Source organism: Chryseobacterium sp. SSA4.19 (genome assembly GCF_022601875.1).
Classification (GTDB): domain Bacteria; phylum Bacteroidota; class Bacteroidia; order Flavobacteriales; family Weeksellaceae; genus Chryseobacterium.
On record NZ_JAKVIP010000022.1, the window covers coordinates 11,884 to 26,402 of the forward strand.

16 protein-coding genes are annotated in these 14,519 nt (G+C 38.0%); 10 read left to right on the plus strand and 6 right to left on the minus strand.

Features of this window, described 5'->3' with window-relative positions; genetic code table 11:
- Positions 1 to 5: 5 nt before the first annotated feature.
- A complete protein-coding gene (locus MKJ01_RS14475; protein WP_241614809.1) occupies positions 6 to 995 on the minus strand; it encodes a D-alanine--D-alanine ligase in 990 nt (329 codons plus the stop codon).
- A 153-nt stretch (positions 996 to 1,148) separates the two neighbouring features.
- Here MKJ01_RS14475 and MKJ01_RS14480 point away from each other — a divergent pair, with 153 nt between their 5' ends.
- The 5 genes from MKJ01_RS14480 to murI all read left to right on the plus strand — a co-directional run bounded on the left by MKJ01_RS14480 (position 1,149) and on the right by murI (position 6,483).
- Complete coding sequence (locus MKJ01_RS14480; RefSeq protein ID WP_241614810.1) at positions 1,149 to 2,267, plus strand: PASTA domain-containing protein; 1,119 nt, start codon at positions 1,149 to 1,151, stop codon at positions 2,265 to 2,267.
- A 124-nt stretch (positions 2,268 to 2,391) separates the two neighbouring features.
- A complete protein-coding gene (locus MKJ01_RS14485; protein WP_241632680.1) occupies positions 2,392 to 3,411 on the plus strand; it encodes an RluA family pseudouridine synthase in 1,020 nt (339 codons plus the stop codon).
- 51 nt (positions 3,412 to 3,462) lie between these two features.
- Entirely contained in the window at positions 3,463 to 4,413 is a 951-nt protein-coding gene (locus MKJ01_RS14490; RefSeq protein WP_241614812.1) for a type IX secretion system membrane protein PorP/SprF, read from the plus strand.
- A gap of 50 nt (positions 4,414 to 4,463) precedes the next feature.
- Positions 4,464 to 5,588: a radical SAM family heme chaperone HemW gene (gene hemW, locus MKJ01_RS14495; protein WP_241614813.1), complete on the plus strand. Its 1,125-nt coding sequence runs from the start codon at positions 4,464 to 4,466 to the stop codon at positions 5,586 to 5,588.
- A 64-nt stretch (positions 5,589 to 5,652) separates the two neighbouring features.
- A complete protein-coding gene (murI, locus tag MKJ01_RS14500) occupies positions 5,653 to 6,483 on the plus strand; it encodes a glutamate racemase (protein ID WP_241614814.1) in 831 nt (276 codons plus the stop codon).
- A gap of 145 nt (positions 6,484 to 6,628) precedes the next feature.
- Here the strand turns inward: murI and MKJ01_RS14505 are convergent, their stop codons facing one another.
- The 4 genes from MKJ01_RS14505 to MKJ01_RS14520 all read right to left on the minus strand — a co-directional run bounded on the left by MKJ01_RS14505 (position 6,629) and on the right by MKJ01_RS14520 (position 9,331).
- A complete protein-coding gene (locus tag MKJ01_RS14505; protein ID WP_241614815.1) occupies positions 6,629 to 7,207 on the minus strand; it encodes an RsmD family RNA methyltransferase in 579 nt (192 codons plus the stop codon).
- A 71-nt stretch (positions 7,208 to 7,278) separates the two neighbouring features.
- Positions 7,279 to 7,995: a DUF3822 family protein gene (locus tag MKJ01_RS14510; RefSeq protein ID WP_241614816.1), complete on the minus strand. Its 717-nt coding sequence runs from the start codon at positions 7,993 to 7,995 to the stop codon at positions 7,279 to 7,281.
- 19 nt (positions 7,996 to 8,014) lie between these two features.
- Positions 8,015 to 8,509: a Smr/MutS family protein gene (locus tag MKJ01_RS14515; RefSeq protein WP_241614817.1), complete on the minus strand. Its 495-nt coding sequence runs from the start codon at positions 8,507 to 8,509 to the stop codon at positions 8,015 to 8,017.
- A gap of 327 nt (positions 8,510 to 8,836) precedes the next feature.
- Positions 8,837 to 9,331, minus strand: coding sequence for a metallophosphoesterase (locus MKJ01_RS14520; RefSeq protein WP_241614818.1), 495 nt, complete (start codon positions 9,329 to 9,331; stop codon positions 8,837 to 8,839).
- 78 nt (positions 9,332 to 9,409) lie between these two features.
- On the opposite strand from MKJ01_RS14520, the gene MKJ01_RS14525 reads away from it, so the two are divergent.
- The gene (locus MKJ01_RS14525) at positions 9,410 to 10,954 is read left to right on the plus strand and encodes a serine hydrolase (RefSeq protein ID WP_241614819.1); all 1,545 of its coding nucleotides are present in this window, start codon (positions 9,410 to 9,412) and stop codon (positions 10,952 to 10,954) included.
- Positions 10,955 to 11,012: 58 nt separating this feature from the next.
- Here MKJ01_RS14525 and MKJ01_RS14530 read toward each other — a convergent pair whose 3' ends face one another.
- Entirely contained in the window at positions 11,013 to 11,489 is a 477-nt protein-coding gene (locus MKJ01_RS14530; protein WP_241614820.1) for a histidine phosphatase family protein, read from the minus strand.
- A 113-nt stretch (positions 11,490 to 11,602) separates the two neighbouring features.
- On the opposite strand from MKJ01_RS14530, the gene ruvX reads away from it, so the two are divergent.
- The 4 genes from ruvX (at position 11,603) to mazG (ending at position 14,518) form a co-directional block, all read left to right on the plus strand.
- Entirely contained in the window at positions 11,603 to 12,019 is a 417-nt protein-coding gene (gene ruvX / locus MKJ01_RS14535; protein ID WP_241614821.1) for a Holliday junction resolvase RuvX, read from the plus strand.
- Positions 12,016 to 12,588, plus strand: coding sequence for a peptide deformylase (def, locus tag MKJ01_RS14540; RefSeq protein ID WP_241614822.1), 573 nt, complete (start codon positions 12,016 to 12,018; stop codon positions 12,586 to 12,588). The genes ruvX and def overlap by 4 nt, the downstream gene beginning before the upstream one ends.
- 80 nt (positions 12,589 to 12,668) lie before the next feature.
- Positions 12,669 to 13,229: a DUF5606 domain-containing protein gene (locus tag MKJ01_RS14545; RefSeq protein ID WP_241614823.1), complete on the plus strand. Its 561-nt coding sequence runs from the start codon at positions 12,669 to 12,671 to the stop codon at positions 13,227 to 13,229.
- A gap of 521 nt (positions 13,230 to 13,750) precedes the next feature.
- Positions 13,751 to 14,518, plus strand: a complete 768-nt coding sequence (gene mazG, locus MKJ01_RS14550; RefSeq protein WP_241614824.1) for a nucleoside triphosphate pyrophosphohydrolase — start codon at positions 13,751 to 13,753, stop codon at positions 14,516 to 14,518.
- Position 14,519 lies beyond the last annotated feature (1 nt).

Below are 14,519 nucleotides of genomic sequence, written 5' to 3' on the forward strand. Positions count from 1 at the left end.
AATTCTTAATTTTTAAATTTATCTAAAGCTTTTTCAACCTCGTTTCCACAAAGGTTCGTAATGGAAATCCCATAAATCTTTGCCTGCTGCGGAAGAATGCTTGCCGGAGAAAAACCCGGGTTGGTATTCATTTCCAGCATATAGGGAGTGCCGTCCATTAAAATAAACTCACTTCTTGAAAAACCGCTCATGCCTAAGGAATTATACGCATGTTTGGCTATGTTTTCTACTTTGATTCTGGTCTCGTCATTAATACGTGCAGGTGTAATTTCTTCAGAAGCTCCTTCATATTTCGCTTCATAATCGAAGAATTCGTTGGTAGGAACAATTTCCGTAATGCCCAGGACAATGGTTTCCCCTTTATAGTCGATTACTCCTACGGAAACTTCCATTCCGTCGAGAAAACTTTCAATTAAAATTTCATCATCTTCTTTAAAAGCAATTTCTGTTGCAGTTATTAATTCTGATTTTTCTTTAACCTTTGAAATTCCCAGCGATGAGCCAGATTGGTTAGGTTTTACAAAAACAGGAAGTCCAAGGGTTTCAATGATTTCATCAACATTCATCTCTTCTCCTTTTCGCAGATAAACACTTTTCGCAGAAGGAATTCCGTATTTTGAAAGCACGGCTAACGTATCTTTTTTATTGAATGTAAGGGCACTTTGATAAAAATCACAACCGGTATATTTTTGCCCGATTGCATCCCAGTAGGCCTGTAGAATTCCGTTTTCACCGGGTGTTCCATGAATGATGTTGAAACAGACATCGAATGTCAGGGAGCCACTTTCTGATTGTACCGAAAAGTCGCCTTTGTTGATCTCATGCTTCTGACCGTTTTCATCCAGAAAATACCATTCATTTTTAAGGATGACCACTTTGTATACATCATAAAGATTTCTGTCTAAAGAATCATAAATTAACTGTCCGCTTTTTAATGATACAACATATTCATCCGAATAGCCTCCCATTACTACGGCAACACTTTTTTTGCTCATAACCATATAGTATCAAGTAAGGCAAATGTAATGATTTTCTGTCATGGATAAAGCATGTACGGAAATTTTAAGTATGAAATGAAATGTGTTAAATAAAAAGCACATTCTAAAATTATTAATTATATTTGCTGTCTAATTATAGTAATTTTAAGTATGCTTAAATCACTTTTCAATTGGAAAGTTTTACTGAACTTAGTCGTAGCCATCGGTGTTTTTGTGGGGTTGGTTTGGCTTACGTTCCGTTGGTTGGAATATCATACCAACCACGGTCAGGAAATTCCTGTTCCCAATATTGTCAATAAATCTGTATATGAGGCCATTAAAATCCTGGATGATTCCGGATTGGAGTATGAAGTAGACAGTCCTCAGTACAATCCTAAATACAGACCGTTTCAGGTATTGCAGGTCTATCCTACACCAGGATCAAGGGTTAAAGACGGAAGAGCAATTCTGTTAAAAGTAAACCCGAGAACATGGGCGAAAGTTGAGATTCCCGATGTGATCAATAAATACTCAGGGCTTGCCTTTCAAAGGCTGGAACAGGTAGGATTAAAAGTGGGAGATACGATTTACGAACCAAGCATTCAGAAAGATGCCGTATTGAGGATTTTATTTAAAGGGAATCCTGTAAAACCTAAGACTAAAGTTCCGAGATTTTCTGTTGTAGATGTTGTGATCGGTTCAGGACCGCTCAGAAATATTTCCATTCCGAATGTAGTAGGATTAACCGTAAAAGAAGCAAGAGCAGTCATTGCCAGAAATATGTTTGAGATAGGGATTGTGGACCATGAAAACGGAGGCAAAGATGAGTCGGATATTATTTATTATCAGGATCCTGCTGCCGGAGACGTCCGCGACCAGGGAATGCAGATCGACCTCTGGGCAAGCGACAGAACCCCTGCCGAGCTTAGAGATAAGATTGAGCAGCTGAATTCGGTGTACAGAATGAAAGTGGATACCGGGTTGCCGCCTGTTCAGTATCAGGAAGCTCCTGTTCATCAGGAACCGGTCTATGAAACCCCGCCGCCTGCAGTTCCTGAAGCACGGAGGGAAAATTCAAGATCTGCTACAGACGGTGCGAAAAGAGAACCTGCTAAAACAACAGCGGTTCAGTCAACGTCTGCAACTCAAAGTAGCAGGCCTAAAACGGGTACTCCCAATGCAGGTAACGGTTCCGGTACTCCTACAGGTTCTAATATAAACAGGCCAACATCTGCCACGCAGCAGAAGCCGGCAGAAAAAGCAAAGGCTAAAAAATTAGTTATAGAATAATTTCAATTACCATAAAAATACAGGCTTCAACTTTTATTATGTTGAAGCCTTTTGTATAAAAAGCAAAACAATGTCAGAAGATAACGAAGATTTTTTAGAGGAAGCATTACCGGAACACGACAGTATGGACTCGGTTGATATCGACGAGGAAAACAAGGGACTGTATGAACATCTCAATCTTACGGTTGATAAAAACCAGGAGCCATTGAGAATAGATAAGTTTTTATTGATTTTCCGTCAGAATTCTTCAAGAAATAAAATTTCTCAAACCTGCAGGGCCGGAAACGTTATTGTAAACGGTGCCGTGGTAAAACAGAATTACCGGGTAAAACCGGGAGATCATGTTTCGGTGCTGCTGGCACATCCGCCGAGAGAGAATGTTATTATTCCCCAGGATATTCCTATTAATATCGTATATGAAGATGATGATTTAATTGTTGTGGATAAAGATCCCGGAATGGTGGTGCATCCCGGATTCGGAAACTGGGATGGGACATTGGTAAATGCCCTGGCCTATCATTTTGAACAAAACGGGGCAAAATCTGATCTTGACCGTGTGGGGCTGGTGCACCGGATTGATAAAGATACTTCCGGACTTCTGGTCATTGCTAAAAATGAATATGCTTTAAGCTTTCTGGCCAAGCAGTTCTTTGACAGGAAAACCAAAAGGTTGTACTGGGCTTTTGTGTGGGGAAATGTACAGGAGGATGAAGGGACTATTCAGGGGCATATCGGGCGTCATCCGAAGAACAGGATGCAGATGTACACTTATGTAGACGGAAGCCAGGGAAAGCATGCGGTAACGCATTACAAGGTTCTGGAAAGGTTCAGGTATATGACTTGGGTGGAATGTAAATTAGAGACAGGAAGGACCCATCAGATCAGGGCACACTTTAAACATATCGGGCATACTTTATTTAATGATGAAAGATATGAAGGCCACACGCCGCTGCGTGGAGTGAATCTTCCTAAGTACAAGCATTTTATAAAAAATGTTTTTGAAGTTTTGCCTAGGCATGCCCTTCATGCGCATACTTTGGGATTCATACATCCGACCACAAAGAAGGAATTATATTTTGAGAGCCCAATGCCGAAAGATATGGCGGATGCTGTAAAAAAATGGAGAAATTATTTAGAAAACTAAAAATATATTGAGAATTTTTTTATATTTGTTGAATTGAAATCAAGATTTGTTATGAGAAAACTATATGCTATCGTATGTTTAGCTCTTCTGTCAAATGCATACAAAGCACAGGAAACATTACCATACTATCAACAGTACCTTTTGGATGGTGAGTTTCTGTTCAACCCGGCACAATACGGAAAGACCGATTATGTGCAACTTAATCTTAACTATCAGCAGCAATTTTCGAAGTTTAGTGAGTCTCCAAACGTACAGTCTGTGGGGATCAATGCGAATATTTTTGATAGAGTAGGTGCGGGTTTATCAGTATTCAGAGACAGTAATGGTCCTATTTCTGCAGGAGGTATTACGGCTGGTGCTTCATATTTTATTCCTCTTAGCAGCGAAGGAGACCGAAAAGACCAATTCTCTTTCGGTACCAGTGTGAATTTTTATAACATGAATTTTGATTATTCAAAAATTAATACACAGGATGCTTCAGATCCACTTTTGCAGGGAAGTGAAAGTAATATATTCATGGCTTATGCCAACTTTGGGGTAGCTGCTACCTACAGAAATATTTTTGCAGGTGTTTCAGTTAACGATATTGCCCTTACCAATGATGAGGCGATTGTTAACGGACGCGAGCCTTCTCCAATTAAATTCTTCTTAAATCTTGGCTATGACTGGCATGTGGGCGATAACATTTATTTCACACCTTCTGCTTTAATCAACCTTAATACCAATTCTACAAGAACAATCGATTATAATTTGATGGGTACGTTCTTTAATGATATCAATTCATTCTCATTCGGGGTAAGCTACAGATCGGTTCAGAACAGGTTTGACAGCCAGCAGTTACAGATTGCTCCTGTAGTAAAGGTAAGATTCAACAAATTTATGATTGGTGCTACTTACAACCTTGGTTTATCTGATATTCAGGAATATGGAGGAAACAGCTTCATGATCGGATTAGGATACAACTTCGATAACTTCATTAATCACAGAGGGTATAGATATTAATCAATTTAATTTAAATAAATTTGAGCTCTGAATTTTTTCAGGGCTTTTTTATGATTTATATTCACATCCCGTTCTGCAAGCAGAAGTGCAGCTACTGTAATTTCCATTTCTCAACCTCTTTAAACTTTAAAGACGAGATGATTGCTGCGATGAAGAAGGAAATTTTCTTACGAAAAGATGAGTTGCGGAACAAAAACGTACAGTCATTGTATTTTGGCGGCGGAACTCCTTCGATTCTTTCTGCTGATGAAATCAAATCTTTGATCGATGAGGTTCTGAAATATTTCAGTTTTAATAATGATATCGAGATTACGCTTGAAGCCAATCCGGATGATTTAGATAAAAGCTTTTTGAAAGGATTATCAAATTCACCAATCAATCGCCTGTCCATCGGAACACAGAGTTTTTTTGAGCAAGATTTAAAATTGATGAATCGCGCACACACCGCAAATGAAGCTGAAGATTCCATTAAAAGATCCCAGGATTTTGGTTTTGAAAATTTAAGTATCGATTTAATCTATGGTTCCCCGACTTCCAATCTGGAAATCTGGAAACAAAATTTAAATAAAGCCATTGCGCTCGAAGTTCCGCATATTTCTTCTTACGCACTAACAGTAGAACCCAAAACGGCTCTGGAAAACTGGATTTCAAAAGGAAAAATAAAGAGTCCGAAAGAAGAGGAACAGAATAAGGAGTTTTATTATCTTTCAGATTTTCTTAAAGATAAGGGGTTTGAGCATTATGAAGTTTCCAATTTTGCAAAGACGGGCTTTTATTCAAAACATAATTCTGCCTATTGGAAGTATAAGGAATATTTAGGAATCGGCCCGTCTGCACATTCTTATAACGGCTTCGATAAAAGAAGCTGGAATATAGCCAATAATCAGCAGTATATTAAAAAGCTAAACTCAAATCTCTTGGCGAAGGAAGAGGAAATTCTTTCCTTAGAAGATCAGTTTAATGAAATGATCATGATCGGTTTAAGGACAATATGGGGCGTAGATCTCGAAAGTCTGAAAGAAAAATTTAATGACGGGTTTCTTGAGCATTTTCAAACTGAAATTAAATTAAAGCTGGAAGAAGGGATTCTGGTTATAGAAAACCATCATCTGAAAATTCCGGAGCGACATTGGTTTATGGCAGACGGAATTGCTTCGGATCTGTTTATCGTTTAAATTTATGACGGTTAATATTTGCACTGTAAAATTCCTTATTTTTGTATAAAATTTCAACTTCACTTTGAAAACTAAGAAACAGGACTATTCACACCTTTCACCTAAGCAACCCATTGGGATTTTTGACAGTGGAGTAGGAGGCTTAACCGTGGCTAAAGAAATCAAAAGGCTTCTTCCTCATGAAGACCTCATTTATTTCGGTGATACCAAGCATCTTCCGTACGGGGAAAAATCGAAAGAAGCCATTATCGAATATTCTACAAAAATCACCAACTTTTTACTGAGCCAGAACTGCAAAGCGATTGTTATTGCCTGCAATACTGCGACAGCGAATGCCTTAAATGAAGTCATGGAATCCGTTGCGGGGAAAGTTCCGGTGATCGACGTGATCAATCCGGTGGCAGAAAAGGTTTCCTATGAAATTCATAATAACGTCGGAGTGATTGCTACCAAGGCCACTGTGAATTCAGGACTCTATAAAAAAAGCATCAGGAAACATAACAAATGGATCCGGGTAGATGAACTGGCGACTCCGCTATTGGTTCCTGCTATTGAAGAAGGTTTTAAAAACCATCCGATAACCCATGCGATTATTTATAATTATCTCAGCAACAGTAAATTAAAAAACATAGAAACCCTGATTTTGGGTTGTACCCATTATCCTTTACTGATCGAAGAAATCAAGCAGTATTACGGCAACCGCGTACGGGTCATCGATTCCCCGAACATTGTAGCAAATCATCTGCAGATTATCCTGGATAAGTACCATTTGCTGCAGACGGGAAATCCAAAGCCGAATTATCATTTCTATCTTTCGGATATAACAAAGAATTTTGAAAAAATCTCAAAGAAGTTCTTCGGGAAAACCATTGATCTTGAACTTAAAGTATTATAAATTTAAAAGCTGTTTCAGATTCTACGAAACAGCTTTTTTAGTATTTAAGGTTCTCCGATAACCCTGCTTCTTATTTTTCGTGAAATAACAAAGTGAGGTATCGGTATTCTTCAGAATTAAAAAAATAATCATGGATTTTTCCTGATTATTCTGTTATTTCGCCAGTGCTTTCTTGATTAGGTTTAAAAAAGCTGAAGCTGACGTTCCCGTACTTTCTGGTATCGATGAGGTTGGGATGGTCTAATTTCATTCGGCTCTGATGTTCGATCACCAATATCCCGTTTTCTTTGAGATACTTGTTATTCAGCACCAAAGAAAGTATTTCCTGATACTTTTTTTCTTCCATCTCAAACGGAGCATCGGAAAATACGATTTCAAATGATTTTTTATTCCTGAATTTTTTGAGCCAGTCAAAAACATCTCCTCTCTGGACGCTTACCTGCAGACTGAATCCAAGCTCAGAAGCTGTTGAATTTAAGAATGACGTATGTTTCGGATTCATTTCAACGGAAGTAATATCCTGTGTACCTCTGGAAGCAAATTCAAAAGTAATCGATCCGATTCCTGCAAAAAGATCCAGTACAGAAACCGACTGCATGTCATACGTATTCTCCAGAATACTGAAAAGGGCTTCTTTGGCAAAATCCGTCGTAGGCCTTACATCAAAATTTTTAGGAGCGGCTATTTTCTTGGCTTTCCATTTGCCTGAAATGATTCTGTACATATTTGTTAGGTTTAATTAACCGGTAATGGATGGCATATAGGTTTTAAAAACCATGATCTGCAATCTATAACCTAATTAAGTATAAAATTTTTGGTGGGAACATTATCCGCTACAATTTTTAGATTCTTTACGAATTTCTGCAGCTCTGAAATAAATGTTTCATTTTCAGTGGTTTCCCCATAGGTGAAAAAGTAGGTTTCATTAATCCCGAAACCGATTTTGCTTAAGGTAAACATAACAAAATACAGAAAATCAACATCGGAGCTGACGTCCAGGTTATTGTAAAGAATCACTTTCTTTTGGTCTATAGCAAAAAACTCACATTGGTTGTGATAAAGGTTGATATGAATCTCCTTATTGTTTTTAACGTTGATTGAATTTAAAAACTTCTCACCCGAAAAATTGAAATTCACCGGCAGAGCCAGGTCTTTGATCTTTTTATAAAAGTTTTTCGGAAAAGTATAATAAAACTGAACTTTGAATTTTTCATTAATCGAAAGCATCAGTTCCTCCTTTTCCTTATCTACCGGCGCATTGAAGGCAATAAGCTCAAATCCTGATTCATGCTGTGAAAATCCTTCAGGCATCAGGGTAAAATGATTCAATGCGGAAACCACATGAATTTCATCAAACCTTTGCCTGATCAGCACCTCATCAAGCTGGTCTCCGATATAATTTTCCGGAGAATCTTCGTCTACGAAATAAGATTTTTCCTCCAAAATGCTTTTGTTCTTTGCAATCTGGTAGATCAGCCCGTCTTTGGTAAAAAGTAAATTAAGTACGTTCATATTCCTAATTCCTGCAAATTTAGTGAAATTCTACCATTACTGCACCTGATTGATGATGAAGTATTTCCTTATTATAAAAATCAAGATTCGTCTGGCTTTCCAATACGTCCCACACCATCTTTTGTAAAATACCGTCCCCGATACCGTGAACAATTTCCAGTTTCTTCAGATGGTTTTTGCGGCAGAAACTCAGCGTTTCCAATAATCTTTCCTTTTGAATAAACAGTCGTTCAAAACTGTCGTAGTCATGCGGGTTTTTAACCAGACTCGGAAAATGAAGGTCCAATACCATAGGATTCTTCTGATGTTTCTTAGAAATATTTTTTCTCGGTTCCGGTTTTTTTATCACGCTGATGTTTTCATAAAAGCCGGTAATTTTGGGCACCAGCTTTTCTTTGGGATACTGGTGCGTAAAGCCGTATTCATCTTTGAAAACCACGGTATTGCCGTGAACCGAAGCTATAACTCCGCTCAAGTCTTCATCTACTACAGAAACTGTATCGCCGATTTTCATATTTATCAATTCATTTTTAGAAGCTGTTTCCCGCTATACACTTTTACTCCTCGCTCCCTTTCATTTCCTGCTGCCTGCTGCGGGGTAACCGTTGCTATCGGGGCTAAGATTTAGTCATCAAATTCAAAACTGAACAAAGCTCAGCATTACATCAGCAGTTACACTTATTATCTTCCGCAAAGCCGGATATTCCACTATTAAAGATACTGTCTCTCACTTTATGTATTGCCTTCCAGTTTGAACTATGCGTGATATCCAGTGATAAATTATTTTGCGAAATACATTCAAACAGGCTTTTATAAACGAAAATAATTGTGTTTATTTATATTATTTCGGACCCAGCTCGATCACTTCCAGATCCTTGATTTCCGTATCATCAATCACAAAACGCATCATGGTCCTCGTTTTGTGCCATCCCTGTTTTCCACAGGCTCCCGGATTTAGGTGCAGCAGATTGTTTTTCTGGTCAAACATCACTTTAAGAATATGGGAATGCCCGGAAATAAATAATTTCGGAGCTTTCTCACTAATTTTTTCTTTAGTAAGCGGGCTGTATTTCCCGGGATACCCTCCGATATGGATCATCAAAACCTCAACGTTCTCACAGAAAAACCGGTTCACTTCCGGAAATTCAGACCGTATTTTTGCATTGTCAATATTGCCGTAAACCCCTTTTAACGGTTTAACTTTTTCAAGCTGTTCAATAATCTCAAAGCTTCCGAAATCTCCGCCATGCCATATTTCATCAGCCTGGCCGGCATATTCTAAAATTCGGTCATCCATATAAGAATGGGAGTCTGAAAGCAAGAGGATTTTAGTCATTAAAATTTTTTTTGCTTTGCAAATATAAACAAGCTTTATTAAATAGGTTATTTATTACATTTGGGGAAAATTTAAAAAATGAAGCAGAAACTTTCTTTTTTTCTTTTCCTGATCGCTGTCGGTATTTTCAATGCACAGGTTGAAGAGAAAAAATTGGATGAATTAATCCAGAATACGTTAAATACTTTTGATGTTCCCGGTATGTCCGTAGGAGTGATCAAAGACGGAAAGATAATCTATTCAAAAGGTTTTGGCGTACGTTCCCTCGCCACAAAGCAACCGATGGACGATAACACTTTAGTGGGAATAGCTTCCAACTCCAAAGGTTTTACCTGTACGGCATTAGCCATTCTTGCAGATGAAGGCAAATTAAACTGGGACGACAGGGTTTCAAAATACATCCCGGAATTTCAGATGTTTGATCCTTATGTTTCCCAGAATGTAACCATTAAAGATTTGGTAACGCACCGTGCCGGACTGGGGCTTGGTCAGGGAGACCTGATGTTTTTTCCGGAAGGCGGTAATTTAACTGTGAATGATATTGTACACAACGTCCGCTATCTAAAACCTGAAAATCCTTTCAGAACAACACTGGATTATAATAACATCATGTTCATCGTTGCCGGTGAAGTGATTCACAGGGTTTCCGGACAAAACTGGGCAGAATTTATCGAACAGAGAATTATGAAACCTGTGGGAATGACCTCCAGCTTCGGGAGCTATAACAGGGCAAAAGCGGTAGCGAATAAAATCGATGCCCACGCTCCGGTAAACGGAAAAGCGATTGCGGTTCCCCACGACTGGAATGAAACCGCAAATGCAGCGGGAGGGATCATGAGCAATATTAAGGATATGACCCTTTGGGCAGAATGCTTAATCAATAATTTCACGACCAGAGACGGCAAAAAATTAGTTTCGGATAAAAATGTGCAGCAGTTGTGGAATCTCCAGATTCCAGGTGGAGTAGCTGCAAAAAATCCTTACGATACAAGTTTCTACGGATATGGAATGGGCTGGTTCTTAAGTGATGTGAAAGGACATAAGCAGGTTCAGCATACAGGAGGTCTGATCGGAACCGTTACACAGTTTACCCTGATTCCTGATATGAAACTAGGAATTGTAGTGTTAACCAATCAGCAGTCAGGAGCTGCTTTCAACACCATAACAAATACCGTAAAAGATTCCTATCTGGGAATTGCAGACAGAAACTGGCTGAAGACATATGGTGAAAGGATGAAGAAAAATGACGAATATTTCGAAAAGCAGAAAAAAGAAGCTTTTGCGAAATCAGAAGCTTTTAGAAAAGATAAAAACCTTCAGCCGAAAGCAGAGCAGTTTGTGGGAATTTACCATGATGAATGGTTTGGAGATGTTGAAATTGCTTCCCAGGGAAATACATACAGAATTTCCTGCAAAAATTCTCCAAGATTAAAAGGGGAACTGTTGCCTTTTTCCAATAATTCTTTTATTATCAAGTGGGACGACAGAAGCTATGATGCGGATGCCTATCTAATCTTTGAATATGATGAAACCGGAAAGGCACAGGCTGCGAGGTTAAAACCTATTTCCGATGTTACGGATTTCAGTTTTGATTTTGATGATCTGGATTTAAAAAGAAAATAAATATATACTGAATAAAGCTTCAACTTTTGTTGGAGCTTTTATTTTAATAGGGAGGAATCTAAATCTTTCCCGGTTCATAAAAGAACATCAGTTTTTTCTCCGCTCCGTCAAATTCAGACCATGATTGGCAATCAATTTCAAAGCCTGCTACACCACAGGTGGGGAAATGAAAAATATCTTCGGAAATGGAATTGGCGAAATTGGAAATCCCGTTATTGTGAGAAAAAAATGCAACTGAGTGATGGCTGTCATCAAGATCATAAATCACCGATTCAAAATTGCGTTCCGAAGGATTGTAAAGTTTCTCATTCGTGGTCATGCTGATCTGGTAAGACTGGTTAAAAATTTCACAGGTCGTCAGAGCACGGACGGCAGGGCTTGATACGAAATAATCGATTGCCACATTGTTGCCTTTCATGAATTCAGACATATGCTTTGCTTCTTTTAATCCCTTGTCTGCCAGTGGTCTGTCGAAATCTTCCGTTTCTTCAGGCCAGTCACTTTTTGCATGTCTTACGAGAATGAGTTTCTTCATGTTTTGTTTTTTGGAAAATTAAAATTATAAAAAAATTCGCGTAATAAAACATGATTTAGAAAAAAAACTGTGTTTGGAATAAAATCATTAAAATTTACTAAATTTGCAAACCTATGGGACAGATTCTTGCAATAGACTATGGAAAGGCGCGTTGTGGCATTGCTGCAACAGATGATATGCGGATTATTGCCAGCGGGCTGGATACCGTTCAGACACCGGACCTGATTGAATTTTTTAAAAAATATTTCAGTCAAAACCCTGTAGATGAAGTGGTGGTCGGACTTCCTGTAGACCTGAAGGGAAATGTTTCAGAAGTAGAAACGGATATTCTACAGTTTATTTCGGTTTTTCAGAAAGAATTTCCGGCTGTTGCAGTTCACCGCTTCGACGAAAGATTTACGTCTAAAATGGCTTCGTTTTTTATTTCCCAAAGTGGGAAAAGCAAAAAGCAAAGGCAGGAAAAAGGACTGATAGATAAAGTAAGCGCAACCATCATATTGCAGAATTTTTTAGAACAAAGAACAAGATGATTTTACCGATAAGGGCCTTTGGGGATCCAGTTTTAAGAAAAGTAGCCAAGGATATTGAGAAAGACTATCCGGAGCTGCAGAATTTGATTGATAACATGTTCGAAACGATGTACAGTGCAAATGGTATAGGCCTTGCCGCACCGCAGATCGGTTTGGATATCCGCCTGTTTGTCATTGATGTTTCTCCTCTTGCGGAAGATGAAGACTATGACGATATTAAGGATGAACTCGCAGAATTCAAAAAAGTATTCATTAACGCCAGAATTCTTGAAGAGTCGGGGGAAGAATGGAAATTCAATGAAGGATGCCTTTCCATTCCGGATGTGAGAGAAGATGTAAAAAGGAAGGACACCATCGTTATTGAATACCATGACGAAAATTTTGTAAAACATACAGAAACTTTTTCCGATATTAGAGCCCGCGTAATTCAGCATGAATATGATCATATTGAAGGGATTCTTTTTACCGATCATTTAAGTGCATTAAAAAAGAAGCTGGTTAAAGGAAAACTTACCAAGATCAGCCAGGGAGACGTAAGCATCGGTTACAAAATGAGGTTTCCCAAATAAAAAAAATAATAAGGATAAAACAATAATAATAAACCGCAAAAAGCCCAAAGCTGATTGCAGAATTTACAAAAAATAAAATTATGCTGTTAGAAAAAATAATTTCAATTTCCGGTAAGCCAGGACTTTTTAAATTAGTTTCCCAACTTAAGAACGGATTTATCATTGAAGATGTAACGACAAAGAAAAAAGTGAGCATCGGAAATTCAAGCCAGGTAAGCCTTTTGGATAACATTGCGATGTTTACAGTGGATAAAGAAGTTCCTTTGTTTGAGGTTTTTGAAAATATTGCCAAAAACTACGATTATAAAGAAGCAATCCCTCACAAATCAGGTGACGCTGAATTAAAAGAATTCATGACAGCTTCCCTTCCAAACTACGATACAGAGAGGGTTTACGCTTCTGATATCAAGAAATTGGCTCAATGGTACAATATTCTTCACAAAGCAGGATATATCACTCCGGAAAGCTTTGTGAAATCAGAGCCTGAAACTTTAGACGGTGCGCCTGCTGAAGAAGTAAGCTTAGAAAAAGAAACTCCTAAAAAGGCAGCTCCAAAAGCAGATAAGCCGGTAGCTCCAAAAGCGAAAGCAGCTTCTGGTGCAAAAGCAGCTACAAAAAGTACACACAGAAAAATGGGATAATTCATTTATCCACATTTAAATATAAACCTCATCAGCAATGATGAGGTTTTTTTGTTAGTTGTTTTGTTTTATAGGTTTTCATTTTCAATGTTTTTTGCTGATGCATTTGATTAGGGGTAAGCATATGACTGGAATAATAGGGTCTTCTTTCATAGACTTCAATCGTTTCTTTTATTATTTGTTTCACAGTGGGTAAGTCTTTATTGTAGTTATCAATATTAAATTCTTGTTTTAAAATACTGACTAGTCATAAAAAATAGATGATTTGTTCTGAAAAATAGCCGCCAATTTTTTAAATTCTAGCTTCAAAGGAACTTGCAATAGAATATTTTCAATCAGAACATCTGAATTTTGAAAATCTTTTTTTTTGATGTGCTCTTAAATATTTTTTTAAGGTATCAAAGTTTCCTGTGACTAATGAATGGATAACACTGATTAAAGTTTGATTCTTTTGTTTTTAAGACAAAAAAGAACATAACAAAATATTTGCCTTAAATTTGTAGCACTTTGAATTCTCAATTATGAATACCAGACAGGAAAAACTAGACGCTTTCGGAAGATTATTGGATATTATGGATGATCTGAGGGAGAAATGCCCGTGGGATCAGAAGCAGACGTTAGAGTCGCTCCGTCATTTGACACTGGAAGAGACGTATGAGCTTTCCGATGCCATCCTGCAGGAAGATTTACAGGAAATTAAAAAAGAACTCGGCGATGTGCTGCTTCATCTGGTTTTTTATGCTAAAATTGGTTCGGAAAAGGAAAGTTTTGATATCGCGGATGTTATTAATTCACTTAATGAAAAGCTGATTTTCCGCCATCCCCACATTTATGGTGATACGGAAGTGAAAGATGAAGAAGAAGTGAAACAGAACTGGGAAAAATTAAAATTAAAGGAAGGCAATGTTTCTATCCTGGGCGGAGTTCCCAAAAGTCTTCCCAGCATGGTAAAAGCCTACAGGATCCAGGATAAAGTAAAAGGGATCGGTTTTGAGTTTCATGATGCCGAAGATGCCTGGAAAAAAGTGGATGAAGAAATCCGGGAATTCCATGCGGAAACCGATTCCGATAAAAAAGAGCAGGAGCTGGGTGATGTATTCTTTTCACTGATTAATTATGCCCGAATTTCCGGGATCAATCCTGATTCGGCCCTGGAAAGGACCAATCTCAAATTCATTTCCAGATTTCAGAAAATGGAAAAAATAGCTTTGGAAAACAACATGAATTTAGCTGATATGACCCTTGAAGAAATGGATGTTCTTTGGGAACAGGCGAAGCGTTTATCTTAAT

Coding starts and splice junctions, on each gene's coding strand:
- MKJ01_RS14505 (WP_241614815.1), bottom strand. CDS start 7,207: ATGTACAGAATCATTTCAGGCAAATGGAAAGCCAAGAAAATAGCCGCT.
- MKJ01_RS14475 (WP_241614809.1), bottom strand. CDS start 995: ATGAGCAAAAAAAGTGTTGCCGTAGTAATGGGAGGCTATTCGGATGAA.
- mazG (WP_241614824.1), top strand. CDS start 13,751: ATGAATACCAGACAGGAAAAACTAGACGCTTTCGGAAGATTATTGGAT.
- def (WP_241614822.1), top strand. CDS start 12,016: ATGATTTTACCGATAAGGGCCTTTGGGGATCCAGTTTTAAGAAAAGTA.
- hemW (WP_241614813.1), top strand. CDS start 4,464: ATGATTTATATTCACATCCCGTTCTGCAAGCAGAAGTGCAGCTACTGT.
- MKJ01_RS14510 (WP_241614816.1), bottom strand. CDS start 7,995: ATGAACGTACTTAATTTACTTTTTACCAAAGACGGGCTGATCTACCAG.
- MKJ01_RS14485 (WP_241632680.1), top strand. CDS start 2,392: ATGGACTCGGTTGATATCGACGAGGAAAACAAGGGACTGTATGAACAT.
- MKJ01_RS14490 (WP_241614812.1), top strand. CDS start 3,463: ATGAGAAAACTATATGCTATCGTATGTTTAGCTCTTCTGTCAAATGCA.
- MKJ01_RS14480 (WP_241614810.1), top strand. CDS start 1,149: ATGCTTAAATCACTTTTCAATTGGAAAGTTTTACTGAACTTAGTCGTA.
- MKJ01_RS14520 (WP_241614818.1), bottom strand. CDS start 9,331: ATGACTAAAATCCTCTTGCTTTCAGACTCCCATTCTTATATGGATGAC.
- MKJ01_RS14545 (WP_241614823.1), top strand. CDS start 12,669: ATGCTGTTAGAAAAAATAATTTCAATTTCCGGTAAGCCAGGACTTTTT.
- ruvX (WP_241614821.1), top strand. CDS start 11,603: ATGGGACAGATTCTTGCAATAGACTATGGAAAGGCGCGTTGTGGCATT.
- MKJ01_RS14515 (WP_241614817.1), bottom strand. CDS start 8,509: ATGAAAATCGGCGATACAGTTTCTGTAGTAGATGAAGACTTGAGCGGA.
- MKJ01_RS14530 (WP_241614820.1), bottom strand. CDS start 11,489: ATGAAGAAACTCATTCTCGTAAGACATGCAAAAAGTGACTGGCCTGAA.
- MKJ01_RS14525 (WP_241614819.1), top strand. CDS start 9,410: ATGAAGCAGAAACTTTCTTTTTTTCTTTTCCTGATCGCTGTCGGTATT.